23 protein-coding genes are annotated in these 26086 nt (G+C 73.7%); 11 read left to right on the top strand and 12 right to left on the bottom strand.

What is annotated here, in order from left to right; all coding sequences use genetic code 11:
* Positions 1-25: 25 nt before the first annotated feature.
* Genes SHK17_RS17080 through SHK17_RS17095 form a run of 4 tightly spaced genes read right to left on the bottom strand, consistent with a single transcriptional unit; the run spans position 26 to position 3691 of the window.
* Positions 26-1369 carry an MFS transporter gene (locus tag SHK17_RS17080; protein ID WP_172266321.1) on the bottom strand — a complete coding sequence of 448 codons (1344 nt, stop codon included), beginning with the start codon at positions 1367-1369 and terminating at the stop codon, positions 26-28.
* On the bottom strand, positions 1366-2025 hold the full coding sequence (locus tag SHK17_RS17085; protein WP_322920101.1) for a flavin reductase family protein: 660 nt from the start codon (positions 2023-2025) through the stop codon (positions 1366-1368). Before SHK17_RS17085 ends, SHK17_RS17080 begins: the two co-directional genes overlap by 4 nt.
* The gene (locus tag SHK17_RS17090; protein WP_322920102.1) at positions 2022-2552 is read right to left on the bottom strand and encodes an NADPH-dependent FMN reductase; all 531 of its coding nucleotides are present in this window, start codon (positions 2550-2552) and stop codon (positions 2022-2024) included. The genes SHK17_RS17085 and SHK17_RS17090 overlap by 4 nt, the downstream gene beginning before the upstream one ends.
* The gene (locus SHK17_RS17095; RefSeq protein ID WP_322920103.1) at positions 2549-3691 is read right to left on the bottom strand and encodes an LLM class flavin-dependent oxidoreductase; all 1143 of its coding nucleotides are present in this window, start codon (positions 3689-3691) and stop codon (positions 2549-2551) included. Before SHK17_RS17095 ends, SHK17_RS17090 begins: the two co-directional genes overlap by 4 nt.
* A 325-nt stretch (positions 3692-4016) precedes the next feature.
* Here SHK17_RS17095 and SHK17_RS17100 point away from each other — a divergent pair, with 325 nt between their 5' ends.
* Positions 4017-5003, top strand: a complete 987-nt coding sequence (locus tag SHK17_RS17100; protein WP_172266330.1) for a LysR substrate-binding domain-containing protein — start codon at positions 4017-4019, stop codon at positions 5001-5003.
* Here SHK17_RS17100 and hemE read toward each other — a convergent pair.
* Entirely contained in the window at positions 4978-6024 is a 1047-nt protein-coding gene (gene hemE, locus SHK17_RS17105; protein ID WP_322920104.1) for a uroporphyrinogen decarboxylase, read from the bottom strand. The two genes, SHK17_RS17100 and hemE, sit on opposite strands and share 26 nt — an antisense overlap.
* A 71-nt stretch (positions 6025-6095) precedes the next feature.
* Between hemE and SHK17_RS17110 the strand changes: the two genes are divergently transcribed.
* Together SHK17_RS17110 and SHK17_RS17115 are read left to right on the top strand one after the other, a co-directional pair.
* On the top strand, positions 6096-6716 hold the full coding sequence (locus SHK17_RS17110) for a DUF3000 domain-containing protein (protein ID WP_172266333.1): 621 nt from the start codon (positions 6096-6098) through the stop codon (positions 6714-6716).
* A gap of 3 nt (positions 6717-6719) precedes the next feature.
* On the top strand, positions 6720-8090 hold the full coding sequence (locus SHK17_RS17115; RefSeq protein WP_322920105.1) for an HRDC domain-containing protein: 1371 nt from the start codon (positions 6720-6722) through the stop codon (positions 8088-8090).
* Between the two features lie 3 nt (positions 8091-8093).
* Here the strand turns inward: SHK17_RS17115 and SHK17_RS17120 are convergent, their stop codons facing one another.
* The 5 genes from SHK17_RS17120 to SHK17_RS17140 all read right to left on the bottom strand — a co-directional run bounded on the left by SHK17_RS17120 (position 8094) and on the right by SHK17_RS17140 (position 15084).
* The gene (locus SHK17_RS17120; RefSeq protein ID WP_172266339.1) at positions 8094-9509 is read right to left on the bottom strand and encodes an extracellular solute-binding protein; all 1416 of its coding nucleotides are present in this window, start codon (positions 9507-9509) and stop codon (positions 8094-8096) included.
* 10 nt (positions 9510-9519) lie between these two features.
* Positions 9520-9909, bottom strand: coding sequence for a type II toxin-antitoxin system PemK/MazF family toxin (locus SHK17_RS17125; protein WP_172266342.1), 390 nt, complete (start codon positions 9907-9909; stop codon positions 9520-9522).
* A 204-nt stretch (positions 9910-10113) separates the two neighbouring features.
* On the bottom strand, positions 10114-10710 hold the full coding sequence (locus SHK17_RS17130) for a hypothetical protein (RefSeq protein WP_253943016.1): 597 nt from the start codon (positions 10708-10710) through the stop codon (positions 10114-10116).
* A 20-nt stretch (positions 10711-10730) separates the two neighbouring features.
* On the bottom strand, positions 10731-14624 hold the full coding sequence (hrpA, locus tag SHK17_RS17135; protein WP_322920106.1) for an ATP-dependent RNA helicase HrpA: 3894 nt from the start codon (positions 14622-14624) through the stop codon (positions 10731-10733).
* A 28-nt stretch (positions 14625-14652) separates the two neighbouring features.
* Positions 14653-15084 carry a hypothetical protein gene (locus tag SHK17_RS17140; RefSeq protein WP_172266348.1) on the bottom strand — a complete coding sequence of 144 codons (432 nt, stop codon included), beginning with the start codon at positions 15082-15084 and terminating at the stop codon, positions 14653-14655.
* Between the two features lie 154 nt (positions 15085-15238).
* Here SHK17_RS17140 and SHK17_RS17145 point away from each other — a divergent pair, with 154 nt between their 5' ends.
* From SHK17_RS17145 to SHK17_RS17170, 6 genes are read left to right on the top strand one after another with little or no spacing between them, the layout of a single operon-like run.
* Complete coding sequence (locus SHK17_RS17145) at positions 15239-15646, top strand: YciI family protein (RefSeq protein WP_172266351.1); 408 nt, start codon at positions 15239-15241, stop codon at positions 15644-15646.
* Between the two features lie 22 nt (positions 15647-15668).
* Entirely contained in the window at positions 15669-16889 is a 1221-nt protein-coding gene (locus tag SHK17_RS17150) for an RNA polymerase sigma factor (RefSeq protein ID WP_322920107.1), read from the top strand.
* A 43-nt stretch (positions 16890-16932) separates the two neighbouring features.
* Positions 16933-17670 carry a response regulator transcription factor gene (locus tag SHK17_RS17155; RefSeq protein WP_172266357.1) on the top strand — a complete coding sequence of 246 codons (738 nt, stop codon included), beginning with the start codon at positions 16933-16935 and terminating at the stop codon, positions 17668-17670.
* A gap of 14 nt (positions 17671-17684) precedes the next feature.
* On the top strand, positions 17685-19127 hold the full coding sequence (locus SHK17_RS17160; RefSeq protein ID WP_322920108.1) for a sensor histidine kinase: 1443 nt from the start codon (positions 17685-17687) through the stop codon (positions 19125-19127).
* A gap of 21 nt (positions 19128-19148) precedes the next feature.
* Complete coding sequence (locus SHK17_RS17165; RefSeq protein WP_322920109.1) at positions 19149-19982, top strand: SDR family NAD(P)-dependent oxidoreductase; 834 nt, start codon at positions 19149-19151, stop codon at positions 19980-19982.
* A gap of 43 nt (positions 19983-20025) precedes the next feature.
* Positions 20026-20604, top strand: a complete 579-nt coding sequence (locus SHK17_RS17170; protein ID WP_322920110.1) for a DUF402 domain-containing protein — start codon at positions 20026-20028, stop codon at positions 20602-20604.
* Here the strand turns inward: SHK17_RS17170 and SHK17_RS17175 are convergent.
* A complete protein-coding gene (locus SHK17_RS17175) occupies positions 20582-21991 on the bottom strand; it encodes a threonine/serine exporter family protein (protein ID WP_322920111.1) in 1410 nt (469 codons plus the stop codon). The genes SHK17_RS17170 and SHK17_RS17175 overlap by 23 nt on opposite strands.
* 79 nt (positions 21992-22070) lie before the next feature.
* Between SHK17_RS17175 and SHK17_RS17180 the strand changes: the two genes are divergently transcribed.
* Positions 22071-23204, top strand: a complete 1134-nt coding sequence (locus tag SHK17_RS17180; protein WP_172266369.1) for a glutamate--cysteine ligase — start codon at positions 22071-22073, stop codon at positions 23202-23204.
* A 124-nt stretch (positions 23205-23328) separates the two neighbouring features.
* Positions 23329-24729 carry a WS/DGAT/MGAT family O-acyltransferase gene (locus tag SHK17_RS17185; protein WP_322920112.1) on the top strand — a complete coding sequence of 467 codons (1401 nt, stop codon included), beginning with the start codon at positions 23329-23331 and terminating at the stop codon, positions 24727-24729.
* Positions 24730-24750: 21 nt separating this feature from the next.
* Here the strand turns inward: SHK17_RS17185 and SHK17_RS17190 are convergent, their stop codons facing one another.
* Positions 24751-25965, bottom strand: a complete 1215-nt coding sequence (locus SHK17_RS17190; RefSeq protein WP_322920113.1) for a site-specific DNA-methyltransferase — start codon at positions 25963-25965, stop codon at positions 24751-24753.
* Positions 25966-26086: the final 121 nt, after the last annotated feature.

A 26086-nucleotide genomic window follows, 5' to 3' on the forward strand; every position in this document is an offset into this window, starting at 1 on the left:
AAGGTTCTGTCCGCGCGTCCTCGGGTCAGACGGTGACGCGCTCCCGGGCGTCCGGCTCGTCGGCGTCCTCGCGGTCGAGGGAACGGCCGCGCGTCTCGGGCAGGAAGTGGGCGCACACCAGCGAGATGACCCCCACCGCGACGTTGTAGGCCGCGACCCACCAGAGCGTCCCCTCGCCCCGGGTGACCAGCCAGGCCGCGATCAGCGGCGTGAGGCCGGAGGCGAGGATGCCGGAGACCTGGTAGAGCGTGCTCAGCGCGGTGTAGCGGTAGCGGGTGTCGAACAGCTCCGACCAGAACGCCGCCAGGGGGCCGTAGACGGTGCCGTAGACGACGCCCAGCCCGACCACGAAGACCAGCGAGATCGCCCACCGCTCCTCGGTGTGGACGAGCGCGGCGGCCGGGAAGGCGAACAGCAGGCCGATCCAGGCGCCGACCCGGTAGACCGGCTTGCGCCCGACGCGGTCGGACAGGGCGCCGGCGATCGGCACCAGCACGACTCCGAGCGCGGCGCCGACCATGATCGCGTCGAGCGCCCAGCTGCGCGGCAGCTCGAGGTTGGTCGCGACGTAGGCGAGCAGGTAGACCGAGAACAGGTTGAAGGTGAAGCCCTCGATGAAGCGGGTGCCCATGCCGAGGAGCAGCGGCCGCGGCTGCTGCGCCAGCAGGTCGCGCAGCGGGAGCTGGGAGATCTCCTTGCGCTCCTGGACCTTGGCGAACTCCGGCGTCTCCATCACCGAGAGCCGGATGTAGGCGCCGATGCCGAGCAGGAGGATGCTCACGAGGAAGCAGGCGCGCCAGCCCCAGGCGAGGAACGACTCCTCGGGCAGCAGGCCTGCGAGCGAGAACGCACCCGCCGCGAGGACCAGCCCGCCCGGCACGCCGATGTGGGCGAAGCTGCCGTAGAAGCCGCGGCGCCCGGCCGGGGCGTACTCGACGGCCAGCAGCACCGCGCCGCCGTACTCGCCTCCCACGCCGATGCCCTGCAGCACCCGCAGCAGCACCAGTGCGACCGGTGCCCAGACGCCGATCTGGTCGTAGGTCGGCAGCAGGCCGATGAGGGCGGTGCCGACGCCCATGATGACGAGCGTCAGCAGCAGCATCTGCTTGCGACCGATCCGGTCGCCGAAGTGGCCGAAGACCAGGCCGCCGACGGGCCGGGCGAAGAACCCGACCGCGAAGGTGGCGAATGCCGCGAACTGGGCGGCGGGCCCGTCGAGGCCGTTGAAGTAGAGCTTGTCGAACACCACGGCGGCGGCCGTGCCGTAGAGGAAGAAGTCGTACCACTCGATGGTGGCGCCGACGGCCGAGGCGAGGGCGACGCGGCGCGCGGTCGGCGGGGTCGTCGAGGTCGGTGCCGTCTGCGTCATGCCGCGTCCTCCGTCCCGGCGCTGTCGAGGTCCTCGTCGGCCGGACCGGCGGCCGCGGTCGCGGCGCCCCGGTCGACGTCGGCGCCGTTGATGCGGCCGTCGAGACGCGAGGGGTCGAGGTCGTCGCGGTGCAGCTTGGCGAAGGCCGAGCGGTGGAAGACGAGCGGGTGCTGGCCGTCGCCGGCGCCGACCTCGTGGACCTTGAGCAGCACGATGACGTGGTCGCCGGCGACGACCTCCTCGTGCACCGAGCAGTCGTAGGTCGCGAGGGCCTCGTCGAGGAGGACGGCACCGTTGCCGGTGACCCGGAACGGGAGGCCGGAGAACCGCTCCTCGCGCGGCCCGGCGAGCTGCCGGCACACGGCGTCGTGGTGGTCGGCCAGCACGCTGATGCCGAGGCGGTCGGCCTCGCGCAGCAGCGGCCAGGTCGAGCTGGTCGCGGCGATGGAGAACGACACCAGCGGCGGGTCGATGCTCACCGAGGTGAACGAGGACGCGGCGATGCCGGTGAGCTGGCCCTTCACGGACGCCGCCACGGCGACGACGCCCGACGGGAACGCGCCGAAGGCGTCGCGGAGGGTGCGCTGGTCGATGGAACCTGACGGGGACGCCGGGGAGGCCGAGGAGGCCGGTGAGCTGGGGGTCGTGAGGGTCATGCGGGCACCGCCTGACTGGTCGGGGAGGAGGGCGTGGACGGGGCGGGCAGCGCGGGGAGGGCGTGCTGCGCGGTGGCGAACCAGGCGTCGTAGGGCTCCGGGTCCGAGTGCTGGGCGTCGACGACGTAGAGGCCCTTCGTGGGCACCGAGGCCCCCAGCTCGACGAGCAGCGGCCGCAGGCCGTGGTCCACGGCGAGGGTGTGGGCGGGCGAGGCGCCCAGCATCAGCGGGATCGCGGTCACGCCGCCGAGACCCTGGTGCGGGAACCGGTCGAGGAACGCCTTGAGCAGGCCGGTGTAGGTGCCCTTGTAGGTCGGGCTGGCGACGATGACGACGAGGCTGGAGGCGACGTCCTCGACGAGGCCGCCCACCGTCTCGGAGCCCCAGTCGAAGAGCTCGCCGGCGTGGTCCGCGAGGTCGACGACGAGGTCCGCGCCGCCGAGCCGGTCGGCGAGGGTGAGGGCGGCCTCGTAGGTCCGCGAGCGTGGCTTGGGGTTGCCGACCACGACGGCGACGCGGGTGCTCACGAGGCGGCCTTCGACGAGCCGAACGGGACGGACGCGCGGGCCGCCGTGGGCGCCGGGTGCGTCCAGAGGCCGCGCTGCTCGAGCACGGGCAGGACGCCCTCGCCGAAGTGGTACGCACCCTCGAGGTGGGGGTAGGCCGAGAGGACGAACTCCTCGATGCCCACCGCGACGTACTGCTCGATCAGGTCGGCCACCTCCTCGTGGCTGCCCACGAGCGCGGTGCCGGCACCGCCGCGCACCAGGCCGACACCGGCCCACAGGTTGGGGTGGATCTCGAGGCCGTCGCGGTTGCCCTGGTTGAGCGCGAGCATGTTGTGCTGGCCCACCGACTCCGAGCGCTTGAGCCCCTCCTGGACCCGCCGGATGTCCTCGTCGGAGATCCCGGCCAGCAGCCGGTCCGCCTCGGCCCACGCCTCCTCGGAGGTGTCGCGGGTGATGGTGTGCACGCGGAGCCCGAAGGTCATCTCGCGACCCTGCTTCTCGGCGAGCTCACGGATCCAGGCGACCTTCTTCGCCACGGCCGACGGCGGCTCGCCCCAGGTCAGGTAGACGTCGGCGTGCTCGGCCGCGACCAGGCCGGCCGCGGGCGAGGAGCCGCCGAAGTAGATCTGCGGGATCGGGTCGGGCAGCTGCTGCAGCCGCGCCTGGTCGACGCGCAGGTGGCGCCCGGCGAAGGTGACCTCCTCCCCCGCCCAGAGCCGGCGCACGATGCTCAGGAACTCGCCGCAGCGCTCGTAGCGGGCGTCCTTGTCGAGGAAGTCGCCGTAGGCGCGCTGCTCGTGCGACTCACCGCCGGTGACGACGTTGAGCAGCAGCCGTCCGCCCGAGAGGTTCTGGAAGGTGGCGGCCATCTGCGCGGCCAGCGTCGGGGACGTGAGCCCGGGACGGAAGGCGACCAGGAACTGCAGCCGCTCGGACAGCGGGGCGAGCATCGCCGTGGTCAGCCACGCGTCCTCGCACCAGGCACCGGTCGGCGTGAGGGCGGCCTCGAAGCCGAGCTGCTCGGCGCTGCGGGCGATCTGGCCGAGGTAGGGGACGCTGGCCGGCCGGCCGGCCGCGCCGTGCTCGACGCCGTGCCCCCCGCTCACGACCTGTCGGCCGTCGCCTCCGTTGGTGGGCAGGAACCAGTGGAACTTCATCTCAGTCCTCTCGCTGTCGGTCCGGGTCGGCCAGGGAGCCGCCCGGCGGGGACGACCGCCGCGCACCGGGCGTACATCGCTATCTCTATCGATCTTGTAGACAAAGGTAGCAGCCGGATGCTCCGCTGCTGCGGCACCGGCCGGGCGGGGATGTCGAGGGGGTGGCAGGCGTCGCCTTGCAGGCAGAACGGACCACCGCGGGGCCCCGCCCACGCACGGCGCGCCGTGCACCGTTTTGTATAGTTTGTCAGTAGACTTTGGAAACCGAGGCGCCACCCCGGGTCGGGACTTGCCAGGGCACCACCATCGAGAGCAGGAGCACCGCGTGCGGATCGAACAGCTGGAGTACCTCGCGGCCGTGACGGAGCACGGGTCGCTGCGCCGCGCGAGCGAGGCCATGCACATCTCCCAGCCGGCGCTCAGCGAGGCCGTGACCAAGCTGGAGAAGGAGCTCGGCGCGACACTGCTCGACCGTCGGCGCACCGGCTCCCGGATCAGCCGGCAGGGCCTCGACCTGTTGCAGAACATGACCGAGGTCCTCGAGGCGGTCGACCGGCTGCGCCAGGCCGCCGGCCAGCAGTCCGTACGCCGCCGCGACCTGCGCATCGGCACCGTCAACACCGCCTCGTCCAGCCTGCTCGCGCCCGCCCTGCGCGACCTCCACGCACGCCACGGGTCGGGCGGCGTCGAGGTGGTCCACGGGCGGCAGGCCGACATCCAGCAGGGCCTCGCCGAGGGGACGCTCGACCTCGGGCTCGTCAACGTGCTGCCCGGCGACGAGGTGCCGCCGACGCTCGTGGCCGACCGGCTGATCGAGGGGACCCCGGTCGCCTGCCTGCCCGCCGACCACCCGCTGGCCGCGAAGGAGCGGGTGAGCGTCGACGACCTCCGCGCCGAGCCGCACGTGCTCATGCGCCCGGGCTTCGTGATGCACCGCTACGCCCACCGCGTCTTCGCCGGGGTGCTGCCCGGGACGACCTACGCCACCGACGGGGCGGAGATGGGCAAGGCGATGGTGGCGGCGGGGCTCGGGCTCTCGATCCTGCCGGACTTCTCGATCACCGCCGACCCGCTCGTGAGCGCCGGGGTGCTCACCACCCGGCCGATCCAGACCGACCAGACCACCGTGACGCTGCTGATGCTGCGCCGCCGGGCCGAGCGGACCTCGGAGCCGCTGCGCGACCTGCAGGCCGCGCTGGTGCGCCAGGCGCGGGCCTACCTCGCCTCGCTCGAGCTGCCGCCCACCGCTTCCGACGCCGCGCCGGAGCTCACACCGGTGACGCCGATCAGTAGTCGTGCACGAACTCCGTGAGCGCCTTGAGCTGATCGGGGTCCGTCGAGGGGATCACGCCGTGGCCGAGGTTGAAGATGTGGCCCTTGGCCGCGCGCCCGGCATCGATGATCTCGGCCGCCCGCTGCGTCATCACCTCGGTGGGAGCGAAGACCAGGGTGGGGTCGAGGTTGCCCTGCACCGCGCGGTCGCCGACGAGCGGGATGGCCTGCTCGAGGGGCGTACGCCAGTCCACGCCGACCACGTCCGCGCCGGCCTCCCCCATCAGCCCGAGGAGGTTGGAGGTCCCGACGCCGAAGTGGATCCGCGGCACGCCGAGCTCCCCCGCCGCCGCGAGCACCCGCTCCGAGTGGGGCATCACCGACGCGCGGTAGTCGGCCGGGGTCAGCGCACCCGCCCACGAGTCGAAGAGCTGGACGGCCGACGCGCCGGCCTCGACCTGGATGCGGAGGTAGGCCGCGGCGATGCCGGCGATCTTGCGCATCAGCGCGTCCCACACGTCCGGGGCGCCGAACATCATCGCCTTGGTGCGGGCGTGCTCCTTGGACGGACCGCCCTCGACGAGGTAGGACGCGACCGTGAACGGGGCGCCGGCGAAGCCGATCAGCGGCGTCGCGCCGAGCTCGGCGACGAGCTGGTGCACCGCCCGGGAGATGAAGGGCACGTGGTCGGGCGTGAGGTCGGGGATCGCCTCGACGTCGGCCAAGGTCCGCACCGGTGACGCGACGACGGGGCCGACGCCCGGCTTGATGTCGAGGTCGACGCCGACCGCCTTGAGCGGCAGCACGATGTCGGAGAAGAAGATCGCCGCGTCGACGCCGTAGCGGCGCACGGGCTGCAGGGTGATCTCGGTGACCAGGTCGGCGTCCATGCAGGACTCGAGCATGCCGATGCCCTCGCGCACCTTGAGGTACTCCGGCAGCGAGCGCCCGGCCTGGCGCATGAACCACACCGGGGTGTGCGACGGCTGCTCGCCCCGCGCGGCCCGCAGGAACGGGCTCTCGGCCAGACCGGGGTGGGGCGTGCGTACGGCGTGGTTCACCCCCGAATCTTCGCAGGTCAGGCGGCGTGGCGGCACATCGGCGAGGCGGATGGCTGGCCTACTCTGGCCACATGGTGGCCCGTCACGAGACCCACCCCGGCAGCGCTGCCGCGGCTGGGCCCGCGGAGTTCCGCGCGGCTGTGGAGTCCATGCGTCGGGCCTCGCTGCGCCCGGAGGTCCTCTGCGAGGAGATGCCGGCGCCCCAGCGCATCGCGCCGTGGTCGTCCGCGCTGAGCGGCGACGTGACGGTCGACGACGAGGACCTCGGCACCGGCCGGTTGATCCTGCTGCACGACCCGGCGGGCAACGACGCCTGGGACGGCACCTTCCGCTGCGTGGCCTACGCCCGCGCCGACCTCGACCCCGAGCTCGGCGCCGACCCGATGCTGGCCGCCGTCGGCTGGTCGTGGCTCACCGAGGCGCTCGAGGCGCACCGCGCCGACTTCCACGCCGCGTCGGGCACGGTCACCTGCGTGACCACCGAGAGCTTCGGCGGGATGGCCGACGAGCCCGGCACGGCCCAGGTCGAGATCCGCGCGTCGTGGACGCCGGGCGTCGACGAGGACGGCCGCCTCGACATGACGCCGCACGTCGAGGCGTGGGGCGAGCTGATGTGCACCGCCGTCGGGCTGCCGCCGGTGCCCGAGGGCGTCACGGCCATGCCGAGCCGGCGCGGACAGCGCGGCACCTGAGCGATGTCCGAGACCGCCGAGACGCCCGACCTGGAGCCGGACCTGGAGCCCGACGTGCAGCCTGACGTCGAGTCCGACGTCGAGTCCGACGCCGAGCCGGACGCCGGGATCGACGCAGCTCCCGAGCCCGAGGCTCCCCCGGCGCCGCTGCTCGAGCTCCGTGACGGCCTGCCCGAGATCGTCGAGACCGACGAGCGGCTGGCCGAGGCCTGCGCCGCCCTGGCGGCGGCGAGCGGTCCGGTCGCCATCGACGCCGAGCGCGCCTCCGGCTACCGCTACTCCAACCGCGCCTACCTCATCCAGCTGCGCCGCGAGGGCGCCGGCACCTGGCTCGTCGACCCGATCGCCGTGAGCACGCTCGCGCCGCTCCAGGAGGCGCTCGAGGGCGTCGAGTGGATCCTGCACGCGGCCACCCAGGACCTCCCGTGCCTCCGTGAGGTCGGCCTCACCCCCACCAGCCTCTTCGACACCGAGCTCGCGGGCCGCCTGCTGGGCTACCCGCGCGTCGGCCTGGCGACCCTCGTCGAGACGGTCCTCGGGCAGCGGATGCGCAAGGAGCACTCGGCCGCCGACTGGTCCACCCGCCCGCTGCCGAAGCCGTGGCTGGAGTACGCCGCGCTCGACGTGGAGGTGCTCGTCGAGCTGCGCGACCACATGGCCACCGAGCTCGAGAAGGCCGGCAAGGCCGAGTGGGCGCGCCAGGAGTTCGAGCACCTGCTGGACTTCGAGCCGGCCGTCCGCGTCGACGCGTGGCGGCGTACGTCCGGCGTGCACCGCCTCCGCGGACGCCGGGCCCTCGGCGCGGCGCGGGCCCTGTGGGAGGCGCGCGACCGGATCGCCGCCGAGCGCGACGTCACCCCCGGGCGGATCCTCCCCGACTCGGCCATCGTGGTGGCGGCCACCGTCATGCCGGCCGACCGCCGAGCCCTGCTGTCCACCTCGGGCTTCCACGGTCGCGGTGCCAGCCGCTACGCCTCCGCCTGGGTGGACGCGCTGGAGCAGGTCCGCGAGATGGGCGAGGACGAGCTGCCCACCCGGGCCCCGCGCGGCGACGGCCCCCCGCACCCGCGCACGTGGGCCGAGCGCGACGCGGTGGCCGACCGCCGCTTCAAGGCGGCGCGCGAGGCGATGCTCAACCTCGCCGAGGTGCACCACCTGCCCGTCGAGAACCTGCTCACCCCCGACTACCTCCGCCGGCTGATGTGGGCGCCCCCGGCGACCAGGGAGCCGGCCGCCCTCGCGGACGCCGTACGCACCCAGCTCGCGTCCTACGGCGCGCGGCCGTGGCAGGCCGGACTGGTCACCGGCGCCCTGGTGGGCGCGATCCTCGGCGCCGAGGCCGAGCCGGACCGGACCGAGCGGCCCGACGAGTAGGACCTACTCCGACGGCGTCTCGGTCGGCTCGTCCGTCGGCGACTCCGACTCCTCGGGGTCCTCGGTCTCCTCCGGCGACAGCACCGCCTGCGACGCGGTGTCGATCTCCTCGGTGACCTGGTCGAGGTCGAGCACGCCCGGCGCCGTCACCAGCCGCTCGAGCAGCGGCGTGACGGCGTCGACCAGCTCGTCACGCTGGTCGATGAACGGCGGCACGACCATGTAGCGGATGCCTTGGTTGAACACGTCGGACTGCGCGGGCTCCTCGCCGGGCGCCAGGAACGCGTCGGACGAGGCCACCTCGGTGTTGGCGGGCACGATGTAGCCCGTCGAGGCGACCGTGGCGATGGCGGCGTCGGAGACGGCGTAGGCGATGAAGTCCGCGGCGTCGCCGATGCTCTCGGAGTCGGCGGACAGGCACAGGCCGCTGATGTCGCCGACGGTCGCGCGGTCGTCGATGATCGGCATCGGGAGGACGTCGAACTCGAGGTCCTCGGCCTCGCGCAGCTCGGGCACGAGGTTGCGGAAGCCCGCGACCATCGCCAGCTCGCCGCGCTTGAAGAGCTGCACCGGCGTCGCACGCGCCAGCTGGGCGTTGGTCGGCGTCAGCGTCGGGTCGCGCAGGGTGAACAGGGTCTCGTTGAGCGCCTCGCGGGTGGAGTCGTCGGAGAAGGCCAGCGACGTGGGCTCGCGGTCGTCGTCGAAGACCTGGCCGCCGCCGGAGTAGATGAACGGCGCCAGCCCCTCGAGCGTCGGGTCGATCCACACCCCGCGCGGGTCGCCGCGCCGGGAGGCGAACCGCGCCGCGGCGTCGAACTCGGCGAGCGACCAGCGCTCGCGCACGCCCTCGGAGGTGAGCGTCGGGACGTCGAGGCCCCGGCGCTCCATCTTGTCGAAGTCGATGATGTCGGTGTTGTAGTAGATGACCATCGGGGAAACCGAGTAGGCCATGCACTGGAGCTCGTCGTCCATGGCGAAGGCGTCGACCGCGTCACGGGAGAACCGGTCGCCGAAGTCCACGCCGCGCTCGTCGAGGAGCAGGCTCACCGGCTGCAGCGCCTCGGCGTCGACCAGCTGGTCGAGGTCGATGCGGGAGGTGAGGAACGCGTCCGGGGCGTTGCCGGCGAGCACGTCCTCGAGCGCGGACTCGTGGTCGGGCCAAGACTTCAGCGTGACCTGCCGCGTGGTCGAGCTGGCGTTGAAGGAGTCGACCACGCGCTGGTAGGCCGCCACCTCCTCCTCGGTGCCGTAGACGCCGAAGACGAGCTCGCGCGGCTCGCTGGAGCCGGACGTCGTCGGCGACGGAGACGGCTCGGGGGTGGGCTCCGCGTCGTCGGTGCAGGCAGCGGTGGACAGCGCGACGGCCATGGCGCAGGCGGCCAGGGCGCCACGGCGCAGGGACGGGCGGCGGTGGAGCACGGGTCGAACCCTAACGGGACAGTCCACGGCGGGCCTCGACGACGGCGTGGAAGACCACGGCGTCGAGCACCGCACCCTCGCGTCGTACGCCGTCGCGCCTCAGGGGGACGAGCCGGTCGAGCCGCACCTCGCTGGGCCGGCCCTGGGCGTCCCAGCCGCCGGAGCCGACGTCCATCCAGTGCCGGCCGTGGCGCGCCTCGTCCTCCGCGTCGCGGTCGTGGTCCTGGCTGCTGAGCATCAGCCCCACCCAGCCGTCGCCGTCGGTGCCCAGCACGAGGACCGGCCGGTCCTTGCCCTGGGCTGGGTCGTCCTCGTAGGGCACCCACGCCCACACGACCTCGCCCGGGTCGGGCTCGCCGTCGAGCTCGGGTGCGTAGCGGGCGATCGGGTCGTCGGGCACGCGGCGAGCCTAGGGCCTCGCCACCGGGACCGCGCCCCGACGGAGCGGGGCCGGAGCGGGGCCGGAGCGGGGCCGGAGCGGGGCCGGGAGGAATGAGCGAGTGCGCCGGACCGGGAGCGCCTCACGGCGCGTGGCCGCTCGTAGCGGCTTATTTCGGGACCCGGGGCTGCCACAGCCCGACGCACTCAGGACCATTGTAAAACCTCAGCCCAGCGTGTGCCTGATTTCGGCGTGACCGGACGACTCCAGCTGCTCGGAGAGCGTCAGCATCCGGGTGATCTCGTCGTGCGACGACTCCCCGAGGCTCGCGCGACCGGCCGCGACGATGCGGGCGAAGGCGGCCGCCCGGAACAGCGTCACCGCGAAGTCCCCGCGGGCGATCCCGCGGAGCACGTCGTCGACCATCCGCCGGAGCTCGTCGGGCCCGGGCGGGTCGGCGACGCCGGCGACCACGCGGGCCACGTCGACGCGGCGCTGGCCGGCCTCGTACTCCGTGGCGACCCGCTCGGGGTCGGCGTAGACCCACGAGCGCAGCAGGAACAGCCGCCACAGGCTGCCGGCCAGGGTGTCGGCGGGCGCGCCGGACCACACCTCGGCGAGCGTCTCGAGCCCCTCGCTCTCGGCGAGGTGCACGACGCGCTCGGCGAGGGCCGGGTCCTGCGACTCGCGGGCTCCGCGCACGAGCACGGTGGCGGCGAGGTCGCCGGCCTCGCGCAGCATGGCCGGGTCCGCGCCCCCGGCGAGGTCGGCGAAGAACGCGTCGCCGGGGGTCATCGGGCGGTGGTGGGGGCGCTCCGTCATGCCACCCAGCGTAGGAGCCGTCAGGCGGCGCGGCCCAGCACCTTGCGGATCCGCTGGTCGCTCACCTTCACCGAGGTGCCGAGGTGCTGCGCGAACAGCGAGACGCGGTACTCCTCGAGCAGCCACCTGGCCTCGCGCAGGTGCTGGGGCAGCGGCAGGCCCGCGGGCAGCGCGGCGACCGCGTGCAGCCAGGACTCCTGCAGGTCCGAGACCTGGTCCATCAGCTGGCGGTCACGGGCCACCTGCCCGTCGAGGCGCTCGCGCCGGTGGGTGACGGCACCGAGGTAGCGCGGGTAGTCGCGCAGCCGCCCGGCGCCGGCCTCGCCGACGAAGCCGTCGACCATCAGCCGGCCGACCTGGGCGCGCATGTCGGTCATGGCCGGGAGCGTCATCAGGTCGGCGCGACCGGAGATGGCCTTGTCAGTGGCGCGCCAGGCCTCCAGCACCCGCATCACGTCGAGCACCGCGGCAGGAAGCCCGCCGGCGACGGCCTCGCGGGCTGCCGCCACCAGGGCGTCGTACGCCGCCTCGTCCCGCACGGTGGGCCGGGCGTCGACCACGTCGCCGACGAGGCCCGCGCGCAGGTCCTCGAGCAGCGCACCCACCGACGGGTACGGCGAGCCGACCAGCGCGAGCTTGGCGCGCTGGTCCAGCCCGGCGGCGGCCAGCACGTCGTCGACCGGCGTGGGCGGTCCGAGCGCGAGCAGGACCAGCCGCCGTACGCCGAGCCGGTGGTGGGCGGCGGCCTCCTCGGGCGTGGCGAGGACCTGCAGGCCCACCGACGAGCCCTCGTCGACCAGGGCGGGGAACCCGCGCACCTCGTGGCCGGCGCGGCGCTGGACGAAGGACTCCTCGACGGTGCCGAAGGTCCACGACGTCCGCCCGCTCGTGGTGACGCCGGAGTCGGCCGCGACGTCGGCCATCGCCTGCTCGAACGTCGGGCGCAGCGGCTCCTTGAGCGCGTCGAGGTCCTTGCCGCGCGCGGCCTCGGTGCCCTCCTCGGTCACGACGCGGTAGGTCGGTCGCAGGTGCGCGGGCACCTTGGACCAGTCCCACGCGTCGCGGTCGATCACCAGGCTGCGGGTGCTGCGGGCGAACCGCTCGAGCGCGTCGAGCAGCGGCTCCGCACCCGGCGGTGTCGCGGCGAGGAACTCCCGCGCGGTGTTGGGCGCCGGCACCATCGCCACGCGCAGGTTCTTGGGCAGCGAGCGGATCAGCTCGGTGACCAGCTCCTCGCGCAGGCCGGGGACCAGCCAGGAGAAGTCGTCGGCCTCGACCCGGTTGAGGGTGGCGACGGGCACGTCGATGGTGATGCCGTCGTCGGCGGCGCCCGGCTCGAAGTGGTAGCTGATCGGGAAGGTCAGCCCTGCCTCGTCGCTGTCGTGCCACTCGGTGGGGAAGTCGTGGGCGCGCACCTGCCCGGCGGTATCGTGGGTGAGCATCGCCGGGTCGAAGGTGAGCAGGTCGGGCTCCTTCTGGCGCGCCCGCTTCCACCACTGGTCGAAGTGCTGCCCGCTCACCACGTCCTCGCCGACGCGGGCGTCGTAGAACTCGAACAGGGTGTGCTCGTCGACGACGATGTCGCGACGCCGGGCGCGGTGCTCGAGCTCCTCGGCCTCCTCGAGGAGTCGCGCGTTCTCGGCCAGGAACCGGTGCCTCGAGTCCCACTCCCCCTGCACCAGCGCGTGGCGGATGAACAGCTCGCGGGCCAGCGGTGGGTCGACCTTGCCGTAGGACACCAGCCGGTCCGCGACCAGCGGCACGCCGTAGAGCGTCACCCGCTCGCGCGCCATCACCGACGCCCGCTTCCGGGACCAGTGCGGCTCGGAGTAGGTCCGCTTGACCAGGTGGGCGGCCAGCCGCTCGGCCCACTCGGGCTTGATGGCGGCGTTCTGCCGGGCCCAGAGCCGCGAGGTCTCGACGAGCTCGGCACTCATCACGAAGTCGGGGTTGCGGCCCTTGAGCACGCTGCCGGGGAAGATCGCGAAGCGCGCGTTGCGCGCGCCGACGTACTCCCGCATCGGGCGGCGCTCGCCGGGCCGCGCCTTCTCGCGCTCCTCCAGCGCCCCCACGTGGCTGAGGAGCCCGGAGAGCAGTGCCTGGTGGATGCCGTCCTCGTCGTACGGTGCTCCGCCGGCCGCGCCGTTCTCGGTGGTCGAGTGCGCGGTGAGGGACGAGCCGCGTGCATCGAGGCCCATCTCCTTCGCCACCTGTCGCAGCTGGGACTCGTAGTCCTGCCACTCGCGGATGCGCAGGTAGTTGAGGAACTCGCGCCTGCACATGCGGCGGAAGGCGCTGGAGGAGAGCTCGCGCTGCTGCTCCTTGACGTGGCGCCACAGGTTGAGCCAGGTGAGGAAGTCGCTCGACTCGTGCTTGAAGCGCGCGTGCAGCTGGTCGGCCTGCGCCCGCTGCTCCTCCGGGCGCTCGCGCGGGTCCTGGATGGACAGCGCGGCGGCGATGACCAGGACGTCGCGCAGGCAGCCGAGCCGCTCGGCCTCGAGGATCATCCGGCCGAGCCGCGGGTCGATGGGAAGCCGGGCCAGCCGCTTGCCGACGGCGGTCAGGCGTACGCCCGGCCGGGACGTCGTGGCCGGCGGTCGCCCGGACGACCGCTCCCCCTGACGTTGTCGCTCGGCCTCGGTCGTGAGGGCACCGAGCTCCTCGAGCAGGTCGGTGCCGGCCTTGATGTTGCGCCGGTCGGGGGGCTCCACGAACGGGAACCGGGCGATGTCGCCGAGCCGCAGCGAGGCCATCTGGAGGATGACGCTGGCGAGGTTGGTGCGCAGGATCTCGGGGTCGGTGAACTCCGGGCGGGCCTCGAAGTCCTCCTCGGAGTAGAGCCGGATGGCGATGCCCTCCGCGACGCGGCCGCACCGCCCGGAGCGCTGGTTGGCCGAGGCCTGGCTGATCGGCTCGATCGGCAGCCGCTGCACCTTGGTGCGCACGGAGTAGCGGCTGATCCGCGCCACGCCGGTGTCGACGACGTAGCGGATGCCGGGGACTGTCAGCGACGTCTCGGCGACGTTGGTGGCCAGCACGACGCGACGTACGACCGAGGAGTGCCTGGAGAAGACCTTGTGCTGGTCGGCCGCACTGAGCCGCGAGTAGAGCGGCACGATCTCGAGCCGGTCGCTCCCGAGGGCGTCGAACGCATCGGCGGTGTCGCGGATCTCGCGCTCGCCGGGCAGGAAGACCAGGACGTCACCCGGGCCCTCCGCCGAGAGCTCGCGCACGGCGTCGAGGATCGCCTCGGTCTGGTCGCGCTGGACGGCCTCGCCCTCCTCGTCGGACTCGGGCAGCTCGAGGAGCGGTCGGTAGCGGACCTCGACCGGGAACGTACGACCCGACACCTCGACGACGGGGGCGTCGAAGTGCGCGGCGAAGCGGTCGACGTCGATGGTGGCGCTGGTGATGACGACCTTGAGGTCCGGGCGGCGCGGCAGCAGCCGCTTGAGGTAGCCCAGGAGGAAGTCGATGTTGAGGCTCCGCTCATGGGCCTCGTCGATGATGATCGTGTCGTACTTGCGGAGGTCGCGGTCGCGCTGCAGCTCGGCGAGCAGGATGCCGTCGGTCATCAGCTTGACCCGGCTGGCGCGGCTGGTCCGGTCGGTGAACCGCACCTGGTAGCCGACGACGTCGCCGAGCTCGGTGCCGAGCTCGTCGGCGATCCGCTCGGCCACCGACCGCGCCGCGATCCGGCGGGGCTGGGTGTGCCCGATCAGCTTGCCGCCGCCCGCCGCGCCGGCGCCGCGGCCCAGCTCCAGGCAGATCTTGGGCAGCTGGGTGGTCTTCCCCGAGCCGGTCTCGCCCGCGACGATCACGACCTGGTGGTCGCGGATCGCCGCGGCGATGTCGTCGCGCCGAGCGGAGACCGGGAGCTCGGGCGGATAGATGATCTTCACAACGGGCGCCATTCTCGCCCACGGCAGCAACCGGGTTTGCTCAGGAGGTCGAGCCCTCGTCCTCCGGGGGCGTGGTCGGGGGGAGCTGACCCGGTACGCCGCGCGGGCCGCCGGGCATGCCACCGCGGCCGGGACCCCGGTCGTCCGCCTCGCGCTGCTGCATCCAGCCGCCACGGTCCCGGCCGCCGTCGTCGCCGATGGCGTGCACGGCCGCGAAGCCGAGGCCGCCGACGATGATGCCCGCCAGCGCCGAGGCGATCAGCGCGGCCAACCCGTAGGACCGGTCGCCGCCCTCGGTCCGACGCAGGCGGCCCAGCCGCTCGCGAAAGCCGCGGCGGGTCACGGGGTCGGTGGCGTGCGCCTCGGTCGCCGCCGGCGTGGGTGCGGGCGCGGCCGGGTCGGGGGGCGTGCGGAGGGGTGCCGCTCCCTCGGGGCGTACGGGCTGGGTCTCGTCGTTGCGGTCGTCGCTCATGGCACCGAGCCTCCCGCCGGTTGCTGTGCGGCACCTGTGCCGGGCCCGTGAGGAGCCTCCGGAGATCTCGCGGGCCATGTCGAGGACCCGCCGACGGCTCCGTCCCCGGGGTGGACGCGGCCACAATGGGCCGCGACGGACAAGGAGAACAGAGATGCCCCGATACCTGCTGCTCAAGCACTACCGCGGCGCCCCCGCCGCCGGCAACGACGTCCCGATGGACCAGTGGGCCCCCGAGGAGGTCGACGCGCACATGACGTTCATGGACGACTTCGCCAAGCACCTCGAGGAGAACGGCGAGTACGTCGACGGCCAGGCGCTCGCCCCCGAGGGCGCGTGGGTCCGGAGCGAGGGCCCCGGCAAGCCGCCGGTCACCGACGGTCCCTTCGCCGAGACCAAGGACCTCATCGCCGGCTGGTTCGTCATCGACGTCGACGGCTGGGACCGTGCTGTCGAGCTCGCCGGCGAGCTGTCCCTCGCGCCCGGCAAGGACGGCAAGCCGATCCACGAGTGGCTCGAGGTCCGGCCCTTCTACGGCTCACCCACGGCCACCGGCGACTGACCGCGCCGAGGACCCTCCCGCCATGGATGCCTTCGACGAGGCGACGCTGCGGCCGCTCGTGCCCGCGGTGATCGGTGTCCTCGTCCGCCGCGGAGCCGACTTCGCGGCGGCCGAGGACGCTGTCCAGGAGGCCCTGGTCGAGGCATGGCGCACCTTCGGGGGCGGGGACGACGGACCCGGCGGGGACGGCGGGGACGACGGAGCCGGTGCCACGGCCGGGCCGCGGGACCTCAAGGGCTGGCTGGTCACGGTCGCGTGGCGGCGGTTCCTCGACGCCGTGCGCTCCGAGTCCGCTCGCCAGCGGCGTGAGGTCGTCGTGGACGGGCGTCCCGGACCGGGACCCACCGAGGACGCCGACGACACGCTGCACGTGTTCTTCCTCTGCGCCCACCCTGCCCTCACGCCGGCCTCGGCGGTCGCGCTCACGCTGCGGGCGGTCGCGGGGCTGACGACGCGGCAGGTCGCGGAGGCCTACCTGGTCCCCGAGGCCACGATGGCGCAGCGCATCAGCCGCGCGAAGCGGACGGTGTCGGGCGAGTCGTTCGACCGGCCCGGCGACCTCGCGACCGTGCGGCGCGTGCTCTACCTCGTCTTCAACGAGGGCTACTCCGGCGACGTGGACCTCGCCGCCGAGGCGATCCGGCTCACCCGGCAGCTCGTCGAGCTCGCCGGCCCGCACGGCGAGGACCCCGAGACCGACGGCCTGCTCGCGCTGATGCTGCTGCACCATGCCCGGCGCCCGGCACGCACCCGCGCCGACGGGACCCTCGTGCCGCTGGCCGAGCAGGACCGCGGCCTGTGGGACACCACCCTGGTCGAGGAGGGCGTGACGGTGCTGCAGTCGGCCCTGTCGCGGCAGCGGCGCGGCGAGTACCAGCTGCAGGCGGCCATCGCCGCCCTGCACGCGGACGCCCCGACCACGGCCGAGACCGACTGGGTGCAGGTCGTGCAGTGGTACGACGAGCTGCTCGCGCTGACCGGGAGCCCGGTCGTCCGGCTCAACCGGGCGGTGGCCGTCGGCGAGGCCGACGGGCCCCGCGCGGGCCTCGCCGCCCTGGCCGAGGTCGACCCGGACGTGCCGCGGCACCGCGCCGCGTCGGCGTACCTGCACGAGAGGGCCGGCGACCTCGCGACGGCCGCCCGGCTCTACGCCGAGGCCGCGGGGCTGGCGACGAACGTCCCCGAGCGCACGCACCTCACCCGGCAGGCCGCGCGGCTCAACCAGGCCTCCGCCGCGGACTAGGCGACAGGCGCCTCACAGCAACCGCACAGGAACGGGCGGCAGGATGCTGTCCGTGCAGCAGCTCACCCGACCCGACGGCTCGCCGGTGCGGGTGCTCGTCGTCGACGACGAGGTCAACATCGCCGAGCTGCTCGCGATGGCGCTGCGCTACGAGGGCTGGGACCTCGCGATGGCCCACACCGGCACCGACGCCGTCTCGACCGCGCGCGACTTCCGGCCCGACGCGGTGGTGCTCGACATCATGCTGCCCGACTTCGACGGCCTCGAGGTGCTGCGGCGGATGCGGGCCGACGGCAGCGACGTGCCCGTCCTGTTCCTCACCGCCAAGGACGCGGTCGAGGACCGCATCGCGGGCCTCACCGCCGGTGGCGACGACTACGTCACCAAGCCGTTCTCGCTGGAGGAGGTGGTCGCCCGGCTGCGCGGCCTCATCCGCCGGGGCGGCACCGCCGCGCAGGCCGAGGCCGGCAACCTGCTCGCCGTCGGCGACCTCACCCTCGACGAGGACAGCCACGAGGTGCACCGCGGCGGCGACGAGCTCGCCCTGACGGCGACCGAGTTCGAGCTGCTGCGGTTCCTCATGCGCAACCCCCGCCGGGTGCTGAGCAAGGCGCAGATCCTCGACCGGGTCTGGCAGTACGACTTCGGTGGCCAGGCCAACGTCGTGGAGCTCTACATCTCCTACCTCCGCAAGAAGGTCGACGCCGGCCGCGAGCCGATGATCCACACCATGCGAGGCGCGGGCTACGTCCTCAAGCCGGCCGCCCGGGCGGGCCCGTGAGGCTCTCCGCCACGATGCCCCGCACCCTCACCGCCCGGCTCGTCGCCGTGGCGGTGCTGCTGGTCGCGGTGACGGCGCTCCTCATCGGCACCGCCACCACGCTGGCGATGAAGCGCAACCTCGACGCCCAGCTCGACGCCCAGGCGACCGAGTCGCTCGTGCGGACGGTCAATGCACCGCGCGGTGGGCCGGGCGACGACGGCGGGCCGGACGGTGACGGCGACGGCTTCGACCCCTTCCGCGACATCCTGCGCCAGGACGAGGGCGCCCTGGTCGCCGTGGTGCCCGAGGAGGGCGAGCTCACCGGCGCCGTGCGGTCGGAGGGCGACGGGGAGAGCTACGGCGTCGCCGAGCCGCTGTCCGAGCGCCAGCTGGAGTCCCTCCACGACGACATGCCCTACGCCGAGTACGAGCCGGCCACCGTCCGCATCCCCGAGCTGGGCAGCTACCGCGTGGTGTGCCACGAGGGCGAGGGCGGCTGGGTGGTCGTCGGGCTGCCCACGGCGGACGTCTCGCGGACGATCTCCGACCTGGTCCGGTTCGAGCTGCTGGCCACCCTCCTGGGCGTCGCCGCCGCCGCCGTCGCCGGCACGGTCGTCGTACGCCGCCAGCTCGCGCCGCTGCGCGAGGTCTCGGCCACCGCCCACCGGGTCGCCGAGCTCCCGCTGGCCTCCGGGGAGATCGACATGGCCGACCGGGTGCCCGAGCGGCTCACCGACGAGCGGACCGAGATCGGCCAGGTCGGGGCCGCGCTCAACACGATGCTCGACCACGTCGAGGCGGCGCTGGGCCAGCGCCACCGCAGCGAGCAGCAGGTCCGGCAGTTCGTCGCCGACGCCTCGCACGAGCTGCGTACGCCGCTGGCGACGATCGCGGGCTACACCGAGCTGGCCCGCCGCCGGCCCGAGGCCACCGGCACCGCACTGGCCAAGGTCGAGACCGAGTCGGCGCGGATGACGGCCCTCGTCGAGGACCTGCTCCTCCTCGCCCGGCTCGACGCCGGCCGGCCCCTGGCCCGCGAGCCGGTCGACCTGTCCCGGCTGCTGCTCGAGGCGGTCGACGACGCGCGCGTGGTGGACCCGGAGCGCTCCTGGCGGCTGGTCCTGCCCGACGCGCCGCTCACGGTGGTGGGTGACGGGGCGCGGCTGCACCAGGTGGTGAGCAACCTGCTGACCAACGCCCGCAAGTACACCCCTCCCGGCAGCACGGTCACCGTGACCGGCACGGCCGCGGGCTTCACCGTCCACGACGACGGCCCGGGGTTCCCGCCGGACCTCGCGCCGCGCGCCTTCGAGCGGTTCGTCCGGGGCGACGCCGCACGCCACCGCGCCGGCGGGGCCGGGCTCGGGCTGTCGTTGGTCGAGGCGATCGTCGCCTCGCACGGCGGCTCGGTCGCGCTGTCCAGCCGGCCAGGTGGCACGACCCTGACCGTCCGGCTCCCCTCCCCGAGCGGGTAACCCCGAGTTACAGTTGCCGGCATGAGCCTGACCACCCTCACCGACAAGGTCGTCGTCATCACCGGAGCCGGCTCCGGCATCGGCCGCGCGCTGGCCACGCGGGCCGCTCGCGGCGGCGCACTGCTCGCGCTGTCCGACTGGAACGTCGACGGCCTCGCCGAGACAGTGCGGCTGGCCGAGCAGGCCGGCGCCACCAAGGTGCGCCACGACGTGGTCGACGTCTCCGACCGCGCCGCCGTGCAGGCCTGGGCGGCCGGGGTGGTCGAGGAGTTCGGTCGGGTGAACCTGGTGGTCAACAACGCCGGCGTCACCCTCACCGGGGACTTCACCGACCTCGCCTACGAGGACCTCGACTGGATCCTCGGTGTGAACTTCCACGGCGTCGTCCACGGCTCCAAGGAGTTCCTGCCCCACCTCATCGCCAGCGGCAACGGCGCGCTGGTCAACATCTCCTCGCTCTTCGGGCTCGTCTCCGTGCCCGGCCAGTCGGCCTACAACGCCACCAAGTACGCCGTCCGCGGGCTCACCGAGGCGCTGCGCGAGGAGATGCTGGTGGCGGGCCACCCGGTCACCGTCACCTGCGTGCACCCCGGTGGCATCCGCACCGGGATCAGCCGCAACGGGCGCAAGGCCGCCGGCCTCGACGGCGCGTCCATCGACGACCTCTTCGACAAGAAGCTCGCCAAGATGACCCCCGACCGGGCGGCCGAGATCATCCTCGGCGGCGCGCTGGCCGGGAAGGCGCGGGTCCTCGTCGGCCTCGACGCCCACCTCATCCACCACTTCGCCAAGCTCGCGGGCTCGCGCTACCAGGACGTGGTGGCCCGGGTGACCTCCCGCATGCCCCTGCGCTGAGCCCTCACCGGGCACTTCGTGCCCGGTCACCTAGGGTCGGGACGTGAGCAGCCACGCCCCCGGGACCCCGATCCGCTGCGAGATGACCAAGTGGGGCGACCGCCCGCACTGGCGCTTCGACGGGGTCCACCTCGGCTCGGACGAGCACGGCGAGTGGATCGGCTTCCCGCGGGGCACGCACAACCAGCGCCCGGGCCACGAGTTCCGCGCCGCGGTCGACGCGGTGACGCTTGTGCGGTCGGACGCCTGGTACCTCGCGACGTTCCAGGCGCCGGGCATCTGGTGCGACCTCTACGTCGACGTCACCACCCCGCCCGTCTGGGACGGCGACGTGCTCCGGGCCGTCGACCTCGACCTCGACGTCATCCGGCTCTCCGACCCGCTCCCCTCCGGGGTCGTCGGCCAGCCCGGCTACGCCGGCCGCGCGCCGGGCGAGATCTTCGTCGACGACGAGGACGAGTTCGCCGAGCACCAGGTGTCGCTCGGCTACCCCTCCGACGTCGTCGCCGCGGCGCAGGCCAGCAGCGACGAGCTCGTCGCGGCGGTCCGCGCCGGCCTGCCGCCGTACGACGGCGCGCACCTGCGCTGGCTGGCCGAGCTCACTCGTCTGTCGATCGCCTGAGCGCCCGCCGCTCGGCGCGGGTCATGGCGCGGTAGGGCCCGACCAGGCGAGGCCCGGCGAGCCGGTTCTCCAGCCGACGCGCCTCGCGCTTGAGCGGCTGGGCGACGTACTCGCCCAGGATGACGCCGGAGGCCAGCGCGATCGCGACCGTGATCGCGGTCATCAGCGCGAAGATGCCCTGCGAGACGAAGTAGCCGCCGTCGGCCAGGAACGTCAGGCCGCGGTAGATCGAGAGCCCCGGCAGGAACGGCACGATCGCCGGCACGGCGACCACCAGCGGCGGCACCCGCACGCGGCCGGCGACGGCGTAGGCGACGAGTCCGATGAAGAAGGCGGCGGCGCCGGCCGCCGCCGCCCGCCCGAAGCCGCTCGCGGTGACCGCCTGCGAGACGAGGGCGGCCGCCGCGGTCGTCAGCCCGACGGGCAGCACCGCCCGGCGAGGGGCGTACGACGCGACGCTGAACGCGGCCGCCGACACGGCCGCCCCGCCGAGGACGGCCGGGAGGTCGGAGGCCCGGACCTTGCCGGGCACCAGCTGGCCGAGCTCGAGGCCGAGGCCCTCGGCGACGGAGATGCCGAGCGCGACGCCCGCGATGATCCCCGCGGTGGCCATCATCGCCTCGATCAGCCGCGCGCTCGCGGTGAGGTAGAAGCCGGTGAGCGCGTCCTGCACCGCACCCATCAGCCCGATGCCGGCGAGCAGCAGGATGATGTTGGCGGTCACGACGACCGAGGGGTCGACCTCCACCGGGGAGGCGGCGACGGCGGCGGCGAGGAGGGTCGCGATGGCCCCGCCGGCCACCTGGAGGTAGAAGAACGGCAGCCGCCGACGGGCCATCACCAGCTGGACCCGGTCGATGAGGACGGCGGCCACCGCGGCGACGACGGCGACCACCGCGCCGCCGCCGAGGAACACGCCGACCGCCGCCGCCATCACGGCCCACGCGATGGTCACCGCCCAGCGCGGGAACGCGTGGCCGAGGGAGACGATCGTCGCCATCCGGGACCGGGCGAGGTAGAGGTCGGCGCGGTCGGTGAGGATGTCGCGGACGAGGTGGTCGACCGCGGTCAGGTCCTCGTAGTCGATGTCGCGCTGCGTCACGTGGCGGATCATCAGCGTCGGTACGTCGTCGGGCGAGCGCTGGTGGCTCATCGACAGCGAGATGAAGGTGACGTCGATGTCGGCCGTGCGCAGGCCGAAGTGGTCGGCCACGGACCGCATGGTGGCCGTCACGTCGGCGGCACCGGCGCCCGAGGACAGCAGCATCTCGCCGATCCGCAGGCACAGGTCCATCGTCAGGTTGATCTCGCGGGCCCGCTCCGCGGCGGCGCGCGCCTCCTCCTGCTGGCTGCCCCCCTCGTGGGAGGGCCCGTCGTCGTCACGCACCGGGCCATGGTGGCACCGGCGGGTGTCGGGCCGTCGGAGGGGTGAGCCTCGCCGCGGCGAGGCTCCCTAGAGTGGAGGCATGCGCATCGACTTCCACGCGTCGGCGCGGCCGACGCTCGGGGTGGAGTGGGAGCTCGCGCTCGTCGACCGGGTCAGCCGCGACCTCGTGAGCGTCGCCTCCGACCTGCACGAGCTGGCCGGCGGCCGGCTCGACGAGCCCGAACGCCTGCACAAGGAGCTGCTGCGCAACACCATCGAGGTGGTGACCGGCATCTGCGACACCGTCGGGGAGGCCGTGACCGACCTGCGCGACACGCTGTCCGTGGTCGCACCGGCCGCCGGCGAGCTCGGCGTCGACCTGCTCGGCGCCGGCTCGCACCCGTTCGCCGACTGGTCCCACCAGCAGCTCACCGAGGGCCACCGCTACGCCGAGCTCATCAACCGCACCCAGTGGTGGGGCCGCCAGATGCTCATCTGGGGAGTCCACGTGCACGTCGGCATGCCCGAGCGTGACCGCGTGATGCCGGTCCTGGCGTCGATGCTGACGACGTACCCCCACCTCCTCGCCCTGTCGGCGAGCTCGCCGATCTGGGCCGGCCAGGACACCGGCTACGCCTCCAACCGGGCGCTGATGTTCCAGCAGCTGCCGACGGCGGGACTGCCGTTCGCGTTCGACACGTGGGCCGAGTTCGAGAAGTGCATCTCCGACCAGACCACCACCGGCATCATCGACTCGATGTCCGACGTCCGGTGGGACCTGCGGCCGGCCCCGCACCTGGGCACCCTCGAGCACCGCGTCTGCGACGGGATGTCGGACCTGCGCGAGCTGGCCGCCCTGACCGCGCTCGTGCACTGCCTCGTCGTCGACCTCGACACCCGGCTCGCCGCCGGCGAGGAGCTGCCGACGATGCCGCCGTGGCAGGTCCAGGAGAACAAGTGGCGCGCCGCGCGCTACGGCCTCGAGGCGATCGTCATCGTCGACGACCGCAACCGCGAGCGGCTCGTCACCGAGGACCTCGACGACCTGCTCGAGCGGCTGACCCCGGTCGCCAAGCGGCTGGGCTGCGAGGACGAGCTGCGCAGCGTCGCGGACATCCCGACCCGCGGGGCGTCCTACCAGCGCCAGCGCGCGGTCGCGCACGAGTCCGGCGGCGACCTGGTCGCGGTCGTCGACGCCCTGGTCGACGAGCTGGCCCACTCGCTCACCGACTGAGCCGCCTCCCCCGGCCGCCTTCAGCACAACGACGTACGGTCGGGGCGCGCCCTTGTGGCGCCCGTCACGGGGCGAGAGGATGCGCGGGCGCCCCACCTCGGGGTGAGGGGCAGAGGAGGACCGAGTGCTCGATCCGATCGACCCGACGGGGACCGGCTTCCTGCTCGCCGAGAACCGCAACATGCCGATGCACGTCGGCGGCCTCCAGCTCTTCGAGAAGCCGGCGGGCGCCGGGCGCGGCTACGCCCGCGAGATGTACGAGCAGATGCGCGCCGTCGAGCAGGTGTCGCCCCTCTTCCTCAAGCACCCGCACCGCTCCGTCCGCACGGCCGGGCAGCTGGTCTGGCAGCCCGACGAGCAGTTCGACATCGAGCACCACGTCCGCCACAGCGCCCTGCCCAAGCCCGGCCGCGTCCGCGAGCTGCTGGAGCTGTGCTCGCGCCTGCACAGCTCGCGGCTGGCCTGGGAGCGCCCGCTGTGGGAGGCCACCGTGATCGAGGGCCTGCGCGACGGACGGGTCGCGCTCTACACCAAGACCCACCACGCCCTCGTCGACGGCGTCTCGGCGATGCGGCTGCTGGCCAGCGTGCTCTCGACCGACCCCGACGAGCGCGACATGCCCGCCCCCTGGGCGCAGCGCCCGCGCCCGCCGCGCGAACGGCCGGCCACCGCCAGCGCCTCGCTGTCGGACGTCTCGGCCGCCACCGTGCGTACGGCGCTCGCGCTCGCGACCGAGGCCGCCGGGATGCCCGGCGCGCTGGTGCGCACGCTCAACCGGGGTGTGCGCAACGAGACCTCCGCGCTGTCGCTCTACGCCCCGCGCACGATCCTCAACCAGAGCATCACCGGCTCGCGCCGGTTCGCCGCCCAGGACTGGCCGGTCGAGCGGCTGCGCGCCGTCGGCCGGGCGAGCGGCACCACGATCAACGACGTCGTGCTGGCGATGGTCAGCGGCGCGATGCGGACCTACCTCGCCGAGCTCGACGCGCTGCCGGACACCACGCTGGTGTCGATGGTCCCGGTCGGGCTCAACGCCAAGCAGTCCCAGCTCGCCTCCACCGACGGCGGCAACGCCGTCGGCTCCGTCATGGTGCAGCTCGGCACCCACCTCGACGACCCGGCCGACCGCCTCGCCGCGATCCACCGCTCGATGAAGGACGGCAAGGAGGCGCTGTCGGCGATGACCCCGGCGCAGATCGTGGCGATGAGCGCGCTCGGCCAGGCGCCCGCCATCCTCGGCCCGGTGCTGCGGATGCAGGGCATCGTCCGACCGCCCTACAACCTCATCGTCAGCAACGTCCCGGGCCCGCGCACCACCCACTACTGGAACGGCGCCCGGCTGACCGGGATGTATCCGCTGTCCATCCCGATCAACGGGATGGCGCTCAACATCACCTGCACGTCCTACGACGGAAAGATGTGCTTCGGGCTCACCGGCTGTCGGCGCACGGTCCCGCACCTGCAGGTGCTGCTGCAGTACCTCGACGACGAGCTCGTCGCGCTCGAGCGGGCGGCGGGGGTGTAGGTGCGGAGGAAGCACCCGCCGCTACCCGATCACCGGGGCGATCTCGAGCCCCCCGCCCACCTGCTCCGCGACCGCCGCCAGCCGAGCGACGGTGATGTCGGCGACGGTCGCCAGCCCGGCGAGCTGGGCGTTGGACCCCGGCCGGGTCGGCTCGGCGGAGTTGATGCTGATGCAGCGGCGGGTGCCGCCGTCGGCGCGGTTGGCCAGCGCCACCGCGTGCCCGGTGGTGCCGCTCCCCGCGAAGGGGTCGAGGACCACGACGTCGTCCGGCAGGGTCGCGAGGATCCGGCGGACGAGCCCGGTCGGCTTGGGCGACTCGAAGACGTGGCCGACCAGGGCCTTGAGCTCGGCGACGGCGGTGTCGGTGGAGCCGATCTCCTCGGAGAGCCAGATGGTGCGCAGCTTCTTGCGGCGGCCGCCCTCGCGCTCGAGCCAGTCGCGCTGGAAGATGTCGACCCGCTCGCCGGCGCGGCCGCGGATCACCCGGCACTCGAGGTCGTCGGGCCGCTCGTCGACCCGGGGCCGCGACCAGCGCCACACCGCTGGCCGGCCGTCGCCGAAGACCGGGGTCAACGGCTGGCTGCCCGGGAACTCGGCGGTCGCCACGCGGCCGCTCACCGGGTCGCCGTGGAGCGCGAAGTGGAGGGTGGGCGCGGTGAGCGGGTTGAATTTCTTGTTGGTGTTGCGCAGCGGCAGGTAGCGGAACCGCCGGCCGTCGTCCGTGCGGAGCGGGAAGTCCGCCTCGTCCACCGACTCGGTCGTGCTGGCGTCCACCGCGCAGGCCGGCAGGTGCCGGGCGTACGCCAGGACGTACTCGTGGCTGGTCGCGAACCCGCGGCCGAGCTGGCGGCCCTTCGGGTTGAGGCTGACCACGACCTGCGCCAGGAAGTTGGCCTCCCCGAACACCTCGTCCATCAGCAGCCGGAGGTGGGCCACCTCGTTGTCGTCGATGCTGACGAACACGGCCCCGTGCTGGGCGAGGACCTCGCGGACGGCGAGGAGGCGCGGGCGCATCATGGCGGTCCACGCGGCGTGCCGGCCGGCGTACGGGTCGGCGTGCGAGCCGTCGCGGAAGCGGTCGGCGTAGGCGAAGTCGTTGCCGGTGTTGTAGGGCGGATCGGTGTAGACGACGTCGACGGACCCGGGCTCGAGCCGCGGCAGCACGTCGAGGTTGTCCCCGGCGTGGAAGGCGTTCCACGGGAGCGCCGGCACGGGAGGCACGGGCTCGTCGGGCACGAGGCGCAGCCTAGGCGTTCGGGACCGCTGCCAGCGGTGACCCGGCCGCGACCGGCGTACGCCGCCCGACCGCCCGCCGCGGACCGCTCGTCCCAATTTTCCCACCAGTCCCACGTCGTCC

Origin of the sequence: Nocardioides renjunii (assembly GCF_034661175.1) — a bacterium.
In the GTDB taxonomy this organism is placed as follows: domain Bacteria; phylum Actinomycetota; class Actinomycetes; order Propionibacteriales; family Nocardioidaceae; genus Nocardioides; species Nocardioides renjunii.